Annotated in this window: 18 protein-coding genes; 10 read left to right on the forward strand and 8 right to left on the reverse strand. The window is 41.9% G+C overall.

Translation table 11 applies throughout. The features are described from left to right. Positions 1–36 precede the first annotated feature (36 nt). The 4 genes from yiaA to BS636_RS11840 form a co-directional block, all read right to left on the reverse strand. Positions 37–504 carry an inner membrane protein YiaA gene (gene yiaA, locus BS636_RS11825; RefSeq protein ID WP_099338946.1) on the reverse strand — a complete coding sequence of 156 codons (468 nt, stop codon included), beginning with the start codon at positions 502–504 and terminating at the stop codon, positions 37–39. A gap of 131 nt (positions 505–635) precedes the next feature. After that, on the reverse strand, positions 636–1,640 hold the full coding sequence (locus BS636_RS11830) for an LLM class flavin-dependent oxidoreductase (protein WP_099338947.1): 1,005 nt from the start codon (positions 1,638–1,640) through the stop codon (positions 636–638). 172 nt (positions 1,641–1,812) lie between these two features. Then, on the reverse strand, positions 1,813–2,274 hold the full coding sequence (locus BS636_RS11835) for a hypothetical protein (protein ID WP_099338948.1): 462 nt from the start codon (positions 2,272–2,274) through the stop codon (positions 1,813–1,815). A gap of 244 nt (positions 2,275–2,518) precedes the next feature. Then, entirely contained in the window at positions 2,519–2,935 is a 417-nt protein-coding gene (locus tag BS636_RS11840; protein WP_099338949.1) for a glycine zipper domain-containing protein, read from the reverse strand. 343 nt (positions 2,936–3,278) lie between these two features. Between BS636_RS11840 and prfA the strand changes: the two genes are divergently transcribed. Together prfA and prmC are read left to right on the forward strand one after the other, a co-directional pair. Then, positions 3,279–4,367, forward strand: a complete 1,089-nt coding sequence (prfA, locus tag BS636_RS11845) for a peptide chain release factor 1 (protein WP_099338950.1) — start codon at positions 3,279–3,281, stop codon at positions 4,365–4,367. After that, positions 4,367–5,185 (forward strand): peptide chain release factor N(5)-glutamine methyltransferase, encoded by an 819-nt coding sequence (prmC, locus tag BS636_RS11850; protein WP_099338951.1) that lies wholly within the window; start codon positions 4,367–4,369, stop codon positions 5,183–5,185. The genes prfA and prmC overlap by 1 nt, the downstream gene beginning before the upstream one ends. 63 nt (positions 5,186–5,248) lie before the next feature. Here prmC and BS636_RS11855 read toward each other — a convergent pair whose 3' ends face one another. Next, positions 5,249–5,602 (reverse strand): hypothetical protein, encoded by a 354-nt coding sequence (locus BS636_RS11855; RefSeq protein WP_099338952.1) that lies wholly within the window; start codon positions 5,600–5,602, stop codon positions 5,249–5,251. 313 nt (positions 5,603–5,915) lie between these two features. Here BS636_RS11855 and BS636_RS11860 point away from each other — a divergent pair, with 313 nt between their 5' ends. Continuing rightward, positions 5,916–6,686, forward strand: coding sequence for a 3-hydroxyacyl-CoA dehydrogenase (locus BS636_RS11860; RefSeq protein ID WP_099338953.1), 771 nt, complete (start codon positions 5,916–5,918; stop codon positions 6,684–6,686). A gap of 186 nt (positions 6,687–6,872) precedes the next feature. On the opposite strand, the gene BS636_RS11865 is transcribed toward BS636_RS11860, so the two are convergent. After that, the gene (locus tag BS636_RS11865; protein WP_099339660.1) at positions 6,873–7,385 is read right to left on the reverse strand and encodes a pyridoxamine 5'-phosphate oxidase family protein; all 513 of its coding nucleotides are present in this window, start codon (positions 7,383–7,385) and stop codon (positions 6,873–6,875) included. Between the two features lie 560 nt (positions 7,386–7,945). Between BS636_RS11865 and BS636_RS11870 the strand changes: the two genes are divergently transcribed. The 6 genes from BS636_RS11870 (at position 7,946) to BS636_RS11895 (ending at position 12,409) form a co-directional block, all read left to right on the forward strand. Beyond that, on the forward strand, positions 7,946–8,548 hold the full coding sequence (locus BS636_RS11870) for a TetR/AcrR family transcriptional regulator (protein ID WP_099338954.1): 603 nt from the start codon (positions 7,946–7,948) through the stop codon (positions 8,546–8,548). A 118-nt stretch (positions 8,549–8,666) separates the two neighbouring features. Then, entirely contained in the window at positions 8,667–9,458 is a 792-nt protein-coding gene (locus tag BS636_RS11875) for a HesA/MoeB/ThiF family protein (protein WP_171266088.1), read from the forward strand. 57 nt (positions 9,459–9,515) lie between these two features. Next, complete coding sequence (locus BS636_RS11880) at positions 9,516–10,814, forward strand: ABC1 kinase family protein (RefSeq protein WP_099338955.1); 1,299 nt, start codon at positions 9,516–9,518, stop codon at positions 10,812–10,814. Positions 10,815–10,955: 141 nt separating this feature from the next. After that, entirely contained in the window at positions 10,956–11,336 is a 381-nt protein-coding gene (folB, locus tag BS636_RS11885; RefSeq protein ID WP_099338956.1) for a dihydroneopterin aldolase, read from the forward strand. Further along, complete coding sequence (locus tag BS636_RS11890) at positions 11,293–11,727, forward strand: 2-amino-4-hydroxy-6-hydroxymethyldihydropteridine diphosphokinase (RefSeq protein WP_099338957.1); 435 nt, start codon at positions 11,293–11,295, stop codon at positions 11,725–11,727. Before folB ends, BS636_RS11890 begins: the two co-directional genes overlap by 44 nt. Before the next feature lie 130 nt (positions 11,728–11,857). Then, positions 11,858–12,409: a DUF2799 domain-containing protein gene (locus tag BS636_RS11895; RefSeq protein ID WP_099338958.1), complete on the forward strand. Its 552-nt coding sequence runs from the start codon at positions 11,858–11,860 to the stop codon at positions 12,407–12,409. A 473-nt stretch (positions 12,410–12,882) separates the two neighbouring features. Here BS636_RS11895 and coq7 read toward each other — a convergent pair whose 3' ends face one another. Both coq7 and BS636_RS11905 read right to left on the reverse strand, forming a co-directional pair. Beyond that, entirely contained in the window at positions 12,883–13,518 is a 636-nt protein-coding gene (gene coq7 / locus BS636_RS11900; RefSeq protein ID WP_099338959.1) for a 2-polyprenyl-3-methyl-6-methoxy-1,4-benzoquinone monooxygenase, read from the reverse strand. Between the two features lie 3 nt (positions 13,519–13,521). Next, positions 13,522–14,838 carry an MFS transporter gene (locus BS636_RS11905; RefSeq protein WP_099338960.1) on the reverse strand — a complete coding sequence of 439 codons (1,317 nt, stop codon included), beginning with the start codon at positions 14,836–14,838 and terminating at the stop codon, positions 13,522–13,524. Between the two features lie 176 nt (positions 14,839–15,014). Between BS636_RS11905 and BS636_RS11910 the strand changes: the two genes are divergently transcribed. Next, positions 15,015–17,768, forward strand: a complete 2,754-nt coding sequence (locus BS636_RS11910; protein ID WP_099338961.1) for an autotransporter assembly complex protein TamA — start codon at positions 15,015–15,017, stop codon at positions 17,766–17,768. Positions 17,769–17,807: the final 39 nt, after the last annotated feature.

A 17,807-nucleotide genomic window follows, 5' to 3' on the forward strand; every position in this document is an offset into this window, starting at 1 on the left:
AGATTTTTGAAATTAGCATAATCTTTATAAAGCTATTTATGGGTTGTGCTCATGCTGTTGGATATCAATGCTGTCAGGCAATACCAGTGTTTCTTTAAGCTGATGCTGACGCAGATATTCCATATCCCGGATATTTTTCTGAACAGCAACGGCGCCGAATAAACTGAGTAAAAATGCCATGATATAAAAGCCTTTCTCACTCAGTAGCAGTTCAGCATTAAACAGGCCAATGGATAGCAGGGCGATACAGATCCCAATTGAAGCCCAACACAGACCATAATAAATTGCTGTGACTTTTAGACCTTCGAGCCGGTCACGTACAACTTTTTGTAGAGATACAGCGGCGAACAATCCATACAGAATTATCACCAGATAATAGCCTTTTTCATTCAACGGCATATTGGCATTAAACAGTCCGATCCCATACGCAGCAGCCCCAATAAGTAAAGCTACCCAACTGGCTGCGACAAAGGCTGGGGTAGGTTTATTAATGTATTGATTCATATTCTTATCCTGAACTTATAATTGTTTATTTTTTATTCATTATGCAAAATAAAGCTAAGGAATCAATATTTTATTTTTCCAAAAAGAAACCGCTATCAGTCAGCGGTTTCTTTAACTTATATAAGTAGAAATTAGATTTCTTGTTTCGCCTGCATCAGCAGGTCAAAGTTATGTAGGCGCTTATCTGTGTCATAGATGTCACAGGTAAAGATAAACTCATCTACTTCATATTTCGCTAGAAGTGCTTCCAGTCCAGCTTTGACGGTTTTCTTAGAACCGACCTGAGCCATCGCAAAGAAATTATCTACGGACATTTTTTCAGGTGGTGACCATAAACCTTCCATTGAATCAATCGGGGCTTTCAGTTTCAGGCTTTGGCCACGGATCAGTGCCAGTACACGCTGATAGGCACTGGTTGCTAGATATTGTGCTTCTTCATCCGTATCTGCGACACAGGTCGGCACGCCCATAGAGACATAAGGACGGTCCAGATATTCAGACGGTTCAAAATTCTCACGATAAAGTTGAATGGCTTGACCCAGCATACGCGGCGAAAAATGTGATGCAAATGAATATGGCAAACCGAGTTTCGCTGCCAGCTGGGCGCTAAACAGGCTAGAGCCAAGTAGCCAAACCGGAACATGAGTGCTTTGACCTGGCGTTGCTACAATACGTTGACCCGGAATTGGATCTTTAAAATACTGCAAAATTTCCAGTACATCTTGCGGGAACTGATCTTCAGTTTCCTGACGGCCACGACGTAAGGCTCGCATAGTCATTTGATCAGTACCCGGTGCACGACCCAAACCGAGTTCAACGCGTTCCGGATATAAGGTTGCTAAAGTGCCAAATTGCTCGGCAACGACCAAAGGTGCATGATTGGGTAACATGATGCCACCTGAGCCTAAGGTCAGAGTTTTGGTGTTTGCCAGTAAATAGCCGAGTAGGACAGCGGTGGCTGAACTGGCAATACCGTCCATATTGTGATGTTCGGCTAACCACATGCGGCGATAACCCAGCTTTTCTGCGGTTTGTGCCAGTTCCAAGGCATGCTGTAGGGAGAATTGAATGGTTTTATCGTCACGAACAGGAACCAGTTCAAGAATAGAGAACTGAGTATCGTTAAGCGTACGCATAATATTACTCTTTATTTGACATGGCTAAGAGCATACGACGTTCAACTGGATTTGTATATCGAAAAAAAACGATATAAGTGTAAACAAAATGTAGAGGCAAAAAAATAAGCATCCGAAGATGCTTAAAAAGAGGGAAGAGTTGTAAAAGAGACTTAGCTTTTATTTTTAACGATTAACGACGACGGTTGTTGTAGCGGTAGTCGTTATAACGGTAGTTACGTGAAGAGTTATAACGGCGGTCATAACGGTCATCGTAACGACGGTCTTCACTTACTTTTTTACCAAGTGCAGAACCACCAGCAGAACCCAATGCTGCACCAATTAAACCGCCATTGCTACCAGCCATATTTTTACCTACGGCATAACCTGCACCGCCACCTAATGCACCACCGATAATGGCACCGTTACGGTCACGTTTATTTGCAGAAACTGCTGCACCTGCACCACCACCGATTGCAGAACCGATTGTTGCGCCAGTTGTACCGCCAACTTTATTACCTACAGCAGCACCCACTACGCCACCGAGAGCAGAAGCAAGAGCAGTATTTGTTGTATTACCCGCATTCGCTGCTGTCATACCCATACCCATAGCTGAGGTAGCAACAACTGCGATCATTAGAGATTTGTAGTTCATGAGTACACCTTTTATATATTTGGCTGTATTTGTCTATGAGTTAAATTTAATCTAGCAAGAGCAAAACAGCATGGAGAGTCTGTAGACGAAATGTGTTTTTTCTCTCCTTAATTTATTCATAATTGCTAAACAATAATTTTCACGTATTACAGCAAGTTGGCATCATTTAGCGGCAATTAAAAAAGCACCCGAAGGTGCTTTTGAGTCAAATGTAATATGCGATTTAAAGGTTATACGCACTGAATTAACGGTAACGTTTTTTCCAGTGTTTTGAGCGTTTTTCAGCAGCTTTATCTTTAGAGATTTTATTACCTAGTGCTGCACCACCTGCTGCACCTAGTGCAGAACCGATGTAGCCACCGTTTGAACCCCCCATGCTTTTACCTACGGTGTAGCCTGTACCACCACCTAAAGCACCACCAATTGCAGAGGAAGTACGGTTTTTCTTGTTACTTGCTACAGCTGCACCACCAGCACCACCAAGTGCTGCACCGATTGTTGCACCTGTGTTGCCCCCCATGTTTTTACCCAAAGCTGTACCAGCCACACTACCTAACGCACTTGCTGCAGCAACACGAGCAGTGCTGTCGGCATGAGCATTAACGGTCATCATTGACCCAGCGGCTAAAGCGGTACTTAATAAAACTGCGCTCAGTTTCATGTTGGAACTCCATATCCGTGATCGGATTGTGTTGTGTTTCGATGGCAGAAAATGTAACAAAACATCGCCATTACATTGTGAAGAAATATCTCCATATTTAGATGCTTTATTTGCGAGTTTGTAAAATAAGTAAAGAATGCGGATTAAATTGATTAAAAAAGCGACGTTAGCTTGAATTTTGAGCTTTTAAAGCGCGGCTTATTAAGATGCTTTAAACACAGAAGGCTTGTACTGAATAAAGATGTTCTTTATGCCTGAGAATCGTTAAACTAGGCGCAATTTTTGATTTCGCTGTGCTAAGACCTTTATTTAGCTATAGCCTTTGTTTGAGATACTTTGAAAAATGAAAGAATCGTTACGTTTACGATTAGACCAACTCTCCGACCGTCACGAAGAATTAACTGCCTTATTGGCAGACGCGGAAGTCATTTCAGATAACAAACGCTTTCGCCAGCTTTCCCGCGAGCATAATGACCTGACCGAAATTACTGAAGTATGGACCAAGTACAGGCAGGCTGAAGAAGATATCGAAACTGCCCAAGCCATGCTCAGCGATCCAGACTTTAAAGAAATGGCACAGGAAGAGATTAAGGAAAATAAATCCCTGATCGAACAGCTTGAAGCTGATTTGAACATCCTGATGATTCCAAAAGATCCAAATGATGCTAACTCGGCTTATCTTGAAATCCGTGCTGGAACGGGCGGTGATGAAGCAGCAATCTTCTCAGGTGATTTGTACCGTATGTACAGTAAATATGCGGAGTCTCAAGGTTGGCGTATCGAAATCTTGTCTGAAAATGAAGGCGAGCATGGCGGTTATAAAGAAGTCATTTGCCTGATTAATGGTGAAGGTGTATATGGCCGTCTGAAATTCGAAAGTGGTGCACACCGTGTTCAACGTGTACCTGCAACTGAATCACAAGGTCGTGTTCATACTTCAGCTTGTACGGTGGCGATTCTTCCAGAAGTCGATGTTGATACTTCAGTCGACATTAACCCATCGGATCTGCGTATTGATACCTATCGTGCGTCGGGTGCCGGTGGTCAGCACATTAACAAAACCGACTCTGCCGTACGTATTACCCATATTCCAACTGGTACTGTGGTGGAATGTCAGGATGAACGTTCACAGCATAAGAACAAAGCTAAAGCGATGGCGCTTTTGGTTTCACGTCTGGAAAATGCCAAACGTGCAGCAGCAGATGCCGCAACTTCTGAAATGCGTCGTGACTTGGTGGGTTCAGGTGATCGTTCAGAACGTATTCGTACCTATAACTATCCGCAAGGCCGTATGACCGATCACCGTATTAACCTGACTTTATATAAGTTAGATGCAGTGATGGAAGGTGACCTGACTGAACTGTTAGACAGCTTACATCGTGAATATCAGGCCGATCAGCTTGCCATGCTTGCACAGCAGAATGGTGGATAATGAATATTTCACAAGCCTTGGCTTTACGTGGTGAACCGGAAAGCTATGAACGCCAGGAAAATGCCTGGTTACTGGAACACATTACCAAGATTGATTCTTTTGATCTGGTGATGAAAAAGGATCAGGAACTAACGTCTGAACAAGAACAGGCGTATGTCGATGGTCTAGCGCGTATTGCGGCGGGTGAGCCATTGGCTTATGTGACAGGATCACAGCCATTCTGGACACTGGATCTGAAAGTGACCAAAGATACCTTGGTGCCACGTCCTGATACTGAAGTACTGGTTGAAACTGTTTTAAAGCTAGACTTGCCTGAAGATGCCCGTGTCGTAGATTTGGGTACAGGCACGGGTGCGATTGCTTTATCTTTGGCTTCTGAACGTCCAGAGTGGTCAGTCACTGCAACTGATATTTACGAGCCTACTTTAGAAGTAGCGAAGTTCAATGCTGAACAGCATAACTTGTCACAGGTGCAGTTTGTATTGGGTTCATGGTTCAAGCCATTAGGTCGTCAGTTCTTTGATGTGATTGTTTCTAATCCACCATATATCGATCCAGCTGATGCACATATGCAGGGTCTTGCGACTGAGCCGGAACGTGCTTTAGTGGCAGATAATAAAGGCTTGGCTGATCTAGAACAGATTATTATTCAAGCTAAAAAACACCTGACTGTGAATGGTTGGGTAGTGCTAGAACATGGTTATGATCAGGGTGATGCGGTTCGTCATCTATTTACTCAGGCTGGTTATAAACAGGTACGTACTGTGAAGGATTATGGCGGCAATGACCGTGTGACCTTGGCGCAGTGGCCACATTAATTTTCAAAATCTATTTCAATAAAAAAGCGACCTAAATAGGTCGCTTTTTTTTAATTCATATTTTTACATAGGGTAATCTTGCAGACAGTCAGAAACTTCCACCTGATCCAGTGTATTGGTTTCCATAGCCAGACAGAGTGTGACCACTTTCAATGTATCTGCAATGAACTGTTCATCTTTCAGTGCAATCCCTTGCTTCAGGCTTTCAATACGTTCAGCTGAGATTTCAAGTGCCGCAGCTGCATCAAGAACATCAATACGGTTAAGGAAAGCAATTACTGCATCTTTCAAAGCTGAATCAGATGCGTTTAGAATCCCTTGATTGAGCTGTTCAGAAAGAAGGTCTGCAGAATGAAATAAAGCATTAGAGAAGTTTTGAACCAGGTTTTGGCCAAGAACGTCAGTCATCTTTAACATAAGAGTACCTTAAGTAGGGAAGGTGGATGGGCAACTGAAGAGATGCATCAAATTGTGTGAAAAATAATCCAAATTAACGATAAATACAAAGGTATTGGGATGACCGAAGAGTCTCATTTTTTTTGGTGATAAAGCTTGAAAACTAGATGTTCTGAAAAAATAAAAACTTAAATAAAATAAGGTATAAATAATCGTTTTTAAGTCTAAATAAATAGATTTAGTTAATAAATAAACCGCTGCGGTCACAGTTCGATTTGCTTCCCATTTGAGCAAAGATTAGTCTAAGAAAAATTCAAAATAACATGGATCAGATATGGATATTCAAAATAAAGTCTTTGTAGTGACAGGTGGAGCTTCTGGATTAGGGGCGGCGACATCACGCTATCTGGTTGAGCAGGGTGCTCAAGTAATTATGGTGGATATGAATCAGGAACTCGGACAGAGTCTGGCACAAGAACTGGGAGAGCAAGCACAATTCGAGCAACTAGATGTCACCGATGAAACAGCAGTCAGTGCATTTTTTAAGACATTGGAACAAACGCATGGACAGCTCAATGGATTAGTGAACTGTGCTGGAATTGCGCCGTCAGCTAAAGTGCTAGGCCGTGAAGGTTTGCATGATCTGGCAATGTTCCAGCGTGTGTTGAATATAAATGTTACGGGAACCTTTAACATGCTGCGTTATGCTGCAGAGTTGATTGCCAAATATGAATTAAAGGAAGGCGAAGAAGAACGCGGTGTAATTATCAATACAGCATCAGTAGCTGCATTTGATGGGCAGATCGGTCAGGCTGCCTACTCAGCATCTAAGGGGGCAGTGGTTGCAATGACTTTGCCTTTGGCACGTGAACTTGCCAAGAATGCGATACGTGTCATGACCATCGCTCCAGGCATTATGGAAACACCGATGCTTAAAGGTTTACCGCAAAATGTACAGGACTCTCTTGGACAAATGGTGCCATTCCCGCCACGTTTAGCCAAGCCATCTGAATATGCAAAATTAGTCGGCCATATTCTTGAGAATCCTTATCTGAATGGTGAAGTGATCCGTCTGGATGGTGCAATTCGCATGGCAGCAAAATAGCCTAAGTTTTATTGATTATTTGGGGTCACTATTCAGGCCTAACCATAGAGTGGATGTGGTCATTTTATTAAAGAAGCTCAAAATTTATTTAGTGATTATTGATTTCTACTGAATTGAGAATATTTTTTCTAAAAATTTAGCCTCTTATTTAAGAGGCTAAATGACAAAGAAAAGTCGCTTTGATTTTTATAATTGCACTTTATTATGCTCAGCATCTGGTTCATCAGGATTGCCAGTAATGTTGCCTTTTAAAACTTTCAGCAGGTGAGTGACCTTATTATCGGTTACATTCCAGTATTCCGCGCTTACTGCTTTGGCAATAAGTATTCGTACACTTGGATCATCCTTGCCTTCGAACCAGTTTTCTGCCCAAGGATTCCATAACTCTTCAATCAGGATACGATCAGTACTGATTTCTCCATGTGCACTGATAGACACATAGATATCATCTGATGGTTTAGCGAAGGACAAACCTAAATGCTGACGACCAGCATTGATGGCTTTGATGATATCATTGGTATCTTTCATGATGAAATACAGGTTCTGACTTTCATGCATCTTTTCAGAATTGAGCATGGTCATTGGCTGGGAATGAATTTCCTGAGTTTCAGTTTGATGGCTGATCATGGTGAAACGTACATCTTTAATGAGTTCCCATAATTTTTCACGATCATTATGTTCTGAATATTGTTCTGTCATATGCTGCTCCATCTTCTTGTTAAACGTTAAACTTAGATAACGTTAAGCAGCTTAGTCATATTTATAACTGGATACAGCAAGTCTCACTGAACTCGTACATTTCCATACTCAAATAAGAGGAGAGGCTACAGAAGCCATAAATAAACTGGTTCCAGTTACAGCGCAGTAAAAATTAAGGGAACAAAGCAGTTCGCTGAAATGCAAAAGGAATAAGAGATTTCAAGTGAGTAAAATACTTATACAAGAAAAGATCAATATATGTGGCAACCACTTCATTGAAGCTGATGTATAGCTAAGGTAATAACAATGCAATTACAGTTATATATCTAATACTAATAATTCAATAAGTTTCGAGTGGTCTAGATTCTTTATCAGTAATAGAGACACTAATCGGCGATATAGGTAAAATCTGCCAAGGCTATATAATCAGATCAGTACATAAATAATGAATAGTTTTGGCATTGCACGATTTTTAGTTGCTGTCATAATTCAATGAGATTCGTATATAAAAAAGCAGCACTTTATGAATTTTTAAGTTTCTTAAGTTAGGGGGAGTTGCAATGTCTAAACTTGGTCGCCCAGTGGTGATGACAGCAGAAGAACGCCGAACAGAAATTTTAAATGTGGCAGAGCAGCTATTTGGGGAAAAAGGTTTTGAAAGTGTGACCATGTCTGAAATTGCTGAAGCTGCAGGCATGTCCAAAAAAACCTTATATGTGCATTTTACTGATAAGCAGGAACTGTTTAAGTCTTTGGTGACTTGTTCCTATATTTGGTCAGAAGATGCTTTTCAGGATGTTTCTGAAGATCCAGTTGATCAGCTAAAAGAAAGTTTATATATGATTGCTAAGCATGTGCTTTCAGAAAGACATATTAAATTATGTCGTCTCACGATTGTGGGACAACTCGGTATGGAAGGTTTAGCTGATACTTTTTATGAAATGGGAATTTCGACCAGTCGTAATCATTTGATTTCGTGTGTTGAGCGGATTCCTGAGCAACAGAAAACATTAAAGCTTTCTAGTGAAATTCTGGTAGATATGTTATTCGGTGCCGGTATTGCCAAAGCTTTTATTGATTCGCTGTTCAAGAAACAACATATCGATCTACAAGAAATATATAGGCTGATTGATAGTTCAGTGAATGCCTTATTCCGAGCTTAATTTGGTAGATAATTAAATTTCTTCTAGTTATGACGTTATTCTAGCCGAATGGTTTTAATAGAAGTTATTTACGCTTTAAACGAAATAAGATGAATGGAAATAATTGATTCATCTTTTAATGAACACGGACGGTATTGTGGTAGACGCTCCAAACGCTGAATTTGAACTCACTGATGCGGAAATGCATCTCTATGCACGTCAAATCTTATTAGACGGCTGGGACATTGAAGCTCAGGAAAAATTGAAATATTCCGATGTTTGTATTATTGGTTGTGGCGGTATTGGTTGTGCCTTAGCTGAACTGCTTGCACGGGCAGGTGTTGGAAAGATCGCCCTGATTGATCCAGATACGATTGAGATCAGTAATCTGCAGCGTCAACTGGCTTTTACTCCGCAGGATATTGGTTTTTATAAAGCAGAAACACTGGCGAAACGTCTGCAACAGATTAATCCGCATCTGCAAATTGAATATCATAATCAGGCAATTTCTAAAGATAATGCTCAAGCCCTGATTCAGCATCAGGATTTAGTTTTAGATGGTTGTGATCAGTTTGAAACCCGTTATCTGGTCAATCAAACTTGTCGACAATTTGATGTGCCACTGATCAGTGCATCTGCCATTGGTCTGCAAGGCCAACTGTTTATGGTCGAAGGTGATTCAGCCTGCTATAACTGCCTGTTCCCACAAGAAGATCAAACTGATACAGCTATGCGCTGTGCGGATTCTGGTGTACTGGCAACGACACCGAATGTTATGGCATGCTTGCAAGCGCACCATGCTTTACTTTATCTGGGATTGGGCAAAATGCCATTACGACAAAAGTTGTTATTATGGGATGGTAATAGTATGCAGCAACGTATTCTTAAGTTTGAGAAAGATACGAATTGTCCAATTTGTCAGGCAAGATAGAACAGATTGGCCTGAATATTTGTTACACTCGAGAAAATTTGAAATTACGCTGACATTATGAAAAATAATATCTTCCTGGATGGTTTGCGTTCTGTGGCGCGTGTCGGTGAAACGGCCGTCATTGCAGCACGTGCAGGCATCAAGTACGCAACTGAAAAACCAAGTAATGCCAAACTGATGCGTGAAACATTTGAATCTTTAGGTTCAACTTATATCAAATTAGGGCAGTTTATTGCCTCTACACCATCGTTATTTCCTCGTGAATTTGTTGAAGAATTTCAGGGCTGTTTAGACCAGACACCAAGTTTGCCTTTTAGCTATGTACAACAAGTATTGGCATCCGAGTTTGAAGGCCGTAATCTGGATGAAATCTTTGCCTCCATTGAGGAAAAGCCACTCGCTTCGGCATCAATCGCACAGGTTCACGCAGCAAAGTTAGTCTCTGGTGAAAATGTTGTCATCAAGGTGCAAAAACCGGGTGTAGAAACCATTCTTTACACGGATCTGAATGTACTGCACTGGGCAACTAAGCTGCTTGAGAAAGCGGTGCCAAAAGTGAAGTTTGCATCTTTGGCAGATATCGTAGAAGAGATCAAAACACGTATGGTGCGTGAGGTTGATTTTATCGAAGAAGCCAAAAATCTGGATGACTTTGTTAATTATTTGAATGTCACAAATAATCGTGCAGCAACAGCGCCAAAAGTTTATCATCAGTATTCAACCCGTCGTGTACTGACGATGCAACGCTTATATGGTGTTTCATTGACAGATTTTGATGTGGTGAAACAGGTGGCTAAAGATCCTTCTCAGGTGCTGATTACCGCCATGAACACCTGGTTCGGTAGTCTGATGATGTGTGAAAGCTTCCATGCAGATCTGCATGCCGGTAACCTGATGCTGCTTGAAGACGGTCGTGTAGGTTTTATTGATTTTGGTATTGTGGGTCAGCTCAAGCCAGAAGTCTGGACAGCATGTATTGCTTTTATGGATGCGCTCCAAAATACCAATTACGATTTGATGGCAGAAAACATGCTGAAAATGGGTATGACTGCGGTTGCAATCGACACCAAAGTGCTGGCAGCAGATCTAGAACGTTTATTCAGTGGTGTCATTATGGCAGATCCACAAGAACTGCTGAGCACGAATCCAAGTGATTTAAATGATGTGATGATGGATATGGTAGCGGTAGGAGAGCGTCACGGTATTCGCTTCCCGCGTGACTTCGCATTGTTATTCAAGCAAATGCTGTATTTCGATCGCTTCATGCGTATCTTGGCGCCGTATACCGATATCTATGCGGATCAACGCTTGCAGATGATTCAGACCATGGATCCGAATTTGTTGTTGAAGAATTAATTTATCTTTAATCCTTCCCGACCTTCCTTTGATAAAGGGAGAAGTTCCTTATTGATGAATACTATTTAAGGGATAAAAGTCCCTCTTTATTAAAGAGGGACTTAGGGAGATTTTTTATATATCAAACTTCCGAGTGGTCAAATGGACGCAATTATCATTGAAGGTTTGAAGGTTGAAACAGTGATTGGCTGTTTTGACTGGGAACGTCAGATTATTCAACCTTTAATGCTGGATATAATCATTCAGACTGATTTGGAACAGGCTTCCAATTCTGATGCTTTGGCAGATACGCTGAATTATGCCGAGATTTGTGAAATTTCTGCACAAACAATTCAGCAGGCACAGCCAGAATTGATTGAACATGCAGCAAAGTTAGTGCTAAACGCACTTTTTACTACCTTTGCAGCAATTGAATCGATTAAGATTACGATTCGTAAGCCTGCCATTATCGCGCAAGCCAATTCTGTAGGGATACGTCTTGAACGCCACCGAAACGATATTCGCCTTAGCACTGGCGAGTAATTGTCATCCTCAGCAACATTTTCAAGCTGCACAACAACGTATTGCCACTTGGGGAGAAGTTCAGTTTTCTCCCATCTATATTATTCCGTGCCGTGACGGGATTGGTGAGGATTACTGGAATTCAGCATGTCTGTTAAAAGCTGAAATGACTGCCGAAGAAATGGTTCAGCAGCTTAAACAGATGGAAGCCGATTCAGGACGAGTTCGTCCATCGCATCAGATCAGTCTGGATATCGACTTGATTGCCTGGGGTAGTGATCTCAGTGAGATGGAATTTAATCCAAAAAAATTACCGCTGGCCTTAGATGTCAAAATTCCAATGCATGATATCTGGTCACATCCAGCCTTTGAATATAATCGCCAACTACAGTATCCAAAGGTTAAGGCTTAAATCTGCGCTTTAAATCCTGAGTTTAAGCCCGATAAAAAATGTGCTTTGAAATCCTTAAATAAAATATAAACTTATGTAGTTAATAAAATTTGAATTTTCACACTATCAAGATTATTTAGGGGGAAGCTTGATGCGTCTGGTGCATGTTGTATTGACGGCTTCAGTTTTATTACTTAGTGGCTGTACGGTGATGTCCGTCAAGGAATGTCAGGTTGCGGACTGGATGGACGTGGGTCAACGTGATGGTGCAGCAGGGCGCTATAACCGCTTTACTCAATATGAAAAGGCCTGCGCAAAAGGAAATATCCAGCCCAACCAAAGTTTATATGACGTGGGTTATACCAAGGGGCGTTTTGATTACTGTCAGCCTGTAAACATATTTCATGCCAGTCTTAATGGTGGCGGTTCCTATCAGGTCTGTCCTTATGCACAGCATGCAGAACTGAAACCTTATCATGAGGTTGCAGCTCAATATTATCAGGCTAAAAAAGCTCAAGATGAGTGGTTTGATGAGTTGGAGCGTTATCAAAGCTATTTACTTGATCCAAAGCTAACCAAGGAAAATCGGGATAGTTATATTCACCGTATCCGTGAACTGAAAATTAAACAGGAACGGATCGAATTTAATTATTTTGATGCAGAGCGTAAACTGGCACGTTTTAAACGTGAGCATGACCTGTAGTCAGTCCTAAATCTTCAAAAGCCTAAGCCCGTAGGCTTCTTTATTTGTATAAGGCTGGAACAGATTGTTGAATTTAGAAGATCCGGATTCATCAAAAATGGCTGACTATTTTTTCTTATTATAAAAAATTATTAATAGCACAACGATCGCTAACAAAATACCAAGAATAATGCCCGTTTCCATAACTTACCTCTGAATCGTTATTTTTGTTGTTACGTTGGTAATGGGTATTGAGTCACTGTATATAGTTTCAATTATTTTATAGTTCTATTGAACCTAAGTACTGAGCAATTTTAATCATATCATCTTCATTGAAGAATAAAGGCTGAATGAAAGATGAACCGATATTCTGTAATGAGACATTTGAATTGATGGATCAGCTCTTTAAAACTTATCAATAAGTTATCTAGATCAAGACATAATCATCAGAATAAAAAAAGCCCACATGATCGTGGGCTTTTCTACGTGACGGCTTAAATATAATAACTGGTCTTGGTCATTAATTTTGAAATACCGGTCATGGCAATTTTTACGGGTAAGGGTAGATCCACACCACCTGCAGCCAGAGCCGTATCACGGTGATGTAATTCATCTTCATTCATCTGTTCCAGAATGCAACGTGAACGTTCATCATGTGGTGGTAACTGGCTAATATGATGTTGCAAGTGCATACTGACCTGACGTTCTGTTTCTGCAACAAAACCAAGACTGTATTTGTCGCCAGCAATTCCGGCAATCGCACCCATGCCGAAAGAAAGACCGTACCATACTGGATTCAACAAGCTGGTATGACTCTCTAATTCTTTTAAACGGTCTTCACACCAAGCCAGATGATCCTGTTCTTCAATCGCAGCCTGTTCCATCTCACGACGTACATTTGGCAATTTAGCAGTCAGCGCCTGACCATGATACAGCGCCTGTGCACAAACTTCACCGCTATGATTTACACGCATTAGACCCGCAACATGACGTGCATCGGAAACCGCGAGTTGGGTTTCAGTATTTTCGGCAGGATTGCTGCGTTGTGCGGAAGTCGTACCTGGAACAAGACTACGTAATGCCTGGTCAAAAGAATGAATGAGCTTATCGACACCTGTAAATTGACGCATGCATTAATCCTCCAATGATGCTTGTGCAGAGTTGATCATCGGTTTAAGACTCAGCAATAACCATAAGGTAAAGATGCCGCTTAAGACCGCTGTAATACAGAAAAGTATTTTAAGATCAAACTTTAAGACACTTAAAATGATAATCGAGAATATAGCAGAAGATACCATGAAAATTGCATTCAAAATGTTATTTGCTGCAACCACTCGTGCACGATGTGAGCGGGGAGAATGCGCCTGCATCATGGCATACAGCGGAACAATATAAAAACCACCGCTAATGCCCAATAAAGTGACTGCAAACATGACATGGTAATAGCTCCAGCCCTCATGGAACACGTCCGCTAAACCCAGTAACTCGCCAGTACGTTCAGGCACAAAAGCCATGCTCACAGCCAGATAAATTGCAAAAACCGTCAGTCCGACTGCACCAATCGGTACCATACGAATATTGACTTCTGTACCGCCCAATTTACGACATAAATAAGATCCCAAACCAATTCCGATCGAGAAGAAGGTTAATAGTAGGCTTGCGACATTTTCAGAGGCATGTAGATTCTGCAGGGTCAGTTGTGGAATCTGGGTTAAGTAGGTCGCGCCGTAGAACCAGTACCATGAGTTGCCAATCAGAATCAGAAAAACCAAAGGTAAACTTTTGGCATATTTCAGGGTTTGAAAACTGGTGCGGAAAAAGTTCCAGTCAATTTGAATATCAGGTGCTGGAATGCTTTGCTTTAAAATAAAACGGCTGGAAATATAACCTAGCACTGCAATAATCAGTACGGTCAGGCTGATCCAAAGTAAATTACCTTCCGATGCTGCAATCACGGCACCGCCTAGAATCATACCGAACAGGATTGCCAAGGAAGTTCCAGACTGGAATAGCGCATTACCAGACATTAATTCGTCTTTTTTCAGCACTTCAGGCAAAATCGCATATTTAATCGGCCCAAAGAAGGTGGACTGTGTCCCCATCAGAAACAATGCAAACATGAGAATCCACAGGTTGCCCATCAGGAAACCAATGGTTCCAAGTACCATAATGACAATTTCTAAAATTTTGATATAGCGGATCAGATGTGAGCGTTCGTATTTATCGGCAATTTGTCCGGCAGTCGCAGAAAAAATAAAATAAGGCAAAATAAATAGTAATGCAGCAAGGTTATTTAAGGTGCTGATGCTCGCGCTTTGCTGAATCCATCCATAGGTGATGACCAGCAATAATGCCTGTTTGAATACATTATCATTCAATGCCCCGAAAAATTGCGTCAAAAACATGGGTAAAAAACGACGTGAGCCTAACAAATGTTCGTTGTTGTTCATATTGGACGTGCTACATTAAGATTTATTAAGAAATGTCAGTGATGCGTGAACATCATGAAAAATCATGTAAGATACGCTTGACCACGGAAATGGCAAAATCCTATAGATTCAAGTTTCTTAGCTTATATTTTTCGGTCAAATAATCAATTAAAGAATGTATTCGTTTAGAGTTTGCTATGCCTGCAAAGAGAAAATTTAAAGAAACAATGCTCAGTCAGAGTATGAGTCCACTCATATCTGCACATACAGGCGGTCGTCTGTGTATGAGCATTTTCTTCATGATGTTAACCCAATATAGCATGGCACAAACTCCACAGACGGAAACGCCAGTGGCAGTTTCACAGGCAGAAATGATTGATGAACTGTCCAAGCAGGCGGTTCAACAAGGTGTTGCGAATTCTGAAGATGAAGCCGCCGAGAAAATCGAACAGGTGTTGCAGCCAGAAAATCAAGTAGACAGTCTGGAAATGCTAAAGCAGCAGGAACAGCAAGGTGCACAGCTCGATGTCTTTAAGCCGATTGAATTTGAAGATCTAGAAGAACTACCAGTGCAACCGATTGATCAGTCGATGGCGGATGAAATTTACCGTGTCGCTGAACAAGCTAAACAGGAAGCGCAAAGCTACCGTCAGACCCAGCAAACAGAAACTGTAGTTGCTGATATCAGTCAGCAGGAATTACTGGAAATCAATCAGGCACCAGTGAATGTCGATCAACTGATGCAAAGCATTCAGTCTGATAGTCAGATCATTGTGCAGGCGAATGAAGCAGGCAGTACCTTGCCGGAAATCTCTCCACGACAACTTACGCCGCAAGATGACAAAAAGCCGAATATTTTTAAACGACTCTTCTATAAGATCCGTCCACCTCGTCAGATTATGACGGCTAAAGTGCCGCGTATTGATGCAGACGTGGTGATTCGTAATGGTGAAATTAATACTCAATCGAGTAATGAGTTAAGCGCGACTGCACGTGCAGAGGCGTATGAAAACCTGGCAGAGAACATTGAAAATAAACTGTCAAGTTTTACCCAAGAATCCTTTAGTGATTTCCAGTCAGCTTTGCCACAATTGCGAAGTCTATCTAATCAGGCTGCTCAGGCAGTCGGTTTTTATAATGCTGAATTCCGTTTTGAAAAACTTTCTGAATCACGGGTGAGAGTTCATGTCACACCGAATGAACCAGTGATTATCCAAAGTCAGAATGTAGAATTTACCGGTGCGGGTGCTGAGCAACCACAGTTCCAGGTAATTGGTGTATTGCCAGATCAGGAAGTGGGTGACGTATTTAATCATGGCAATTATGAAAAAACCAAGGAACGTATCGTCGAAGCAGCGAGTAATAACGGCTACTTTGATGCGTTCTGGCGTCTGCATGATGCCAAGGTGGCACAGCCACAGAATACGGCTGATGTGAATCTGCGTTATGAAACTGGCGATCCGTACAAGCTTGGACCGGTAACTTTCCGGATGAGTGATCCGGATGAAGAATTCCCGCTAGATCCAGATATCCTGCAAAGTCTTGTGCCGTGGCAAGAAGATGCTGATTACCGTTTCTGGCGGGTAAATACGCTGGCGAATAACCTGACCAACTCACGGTATTTTAACTATACCTTGGTCGATGCGGTAAAACCGGATCCAGTCGAAGCAGAACTTGAACTGCCACCTGATCTGCAGCTGCTGGTCGATCAGCAAAAAATCTCTGAAGCCACTTTGACACAAGAGAAAAAAGCGGTGGCTTCTACCCAGGAAGTGACTCAAAGTGTTGTCGATGAAAGCCAGTTCGCGGGTAGTCGAGAGGAAGAAAGTCCGGATCTACGTGCCCTGCGTACTGCACAGGAAACTAAGGCTAATGAACAGGAACGTCTGAAAGCACAGGCACGTGAGGAGAAAGTTGTTCCGGTAATCGTGACCTTAAATGCTGACAAGTTGAATAGTGCTGAAGCGGGTCTAGGTTATGGAACTGATACCGGAACACGTGTACGTGGTCAGTACCGTCGTGCCATCGTTAATAAGCGTGGACATTCTTTCGATGCCAACGTCGAGCTGTCACAAATCCGTCAATCTATTGATGGCCGCTATAATATTCCATATAAGCATCCACTGAATGATTACATCAGTATTGTTGGTGGTTATGAGCGTGAAGAACGTGATGATGTCGCACAAGGCAATGGCCTATTGATTGAGTCTGCGGTTGTTGGTGCTGATCGCTTTATTAAAAATCCACGTGGCAGCTGGCAACATACTTATGGCGTACGTTATCGTTTAGATCGCTTAACCCAGGATGGCACAGTAGACGCGTCTGATATTCCAGATGCATTCTTGGGAAGTGCTGCAGAAGAACAACAATCGCTGTTATTTGGTTATGAAGTCGCTCGTACCACCAGTGACCGTCGGGTAAACCCAACCAAAGGCTTTAAACAGACCTATAAGCTTGAGGTGGGCAGTGAAGCACTACTATCCGATGCAGATATGGCGATTGCCAATGCTGGATGGCGCTTTATCTATTCACTGGGTGAAAATGCCGATCACCAATTTGTTGGTCGTGCCGACGCAGGCTATATTTTTACTGAAGATTTTACCAAAGTGCCGTATAACCTGAGATACTTCACCGGTGGTGATCAAAGTATTCGTGGTTTTGACTATAAGAGTTTGTCACCAGAAATTGATGGCTTTAAAGTGGGCGGTCAGGCCTTGGCAATTGGCTCCCTGGAATATAACTACCAATTCAAGGAAGGCTGGCGTGCAGCAGTATTTGCTGATGCCGGGAATGCTTATGACAAGGACTTCAGTAACCCAACAGAATATGGGGTAGGCCTTGGTGTGCGTTGGGCATCTCCTATTGGCCCGATTCGTATTGATGTGGCTTCAGGCATATCGGATGATAACCATCCAATCCGCCTGCATTTCTTTATTGGCTCACAGCTATAAAACAAACTGATTTAAAATTTTTAGATATTTGGGAAGAAC

The sequence above is a fragment of the Acinetobacter sp. LoGeW2-3 genome, assembly GCF_002688565.1.
In the GTDB taxonomy this organism is placed as follows: domain Bacteria; phylum Pseudomonadota; class Gammaproteobacteria; order Pseudomonadales; family Moraxellaceae; genus Acinetobacter.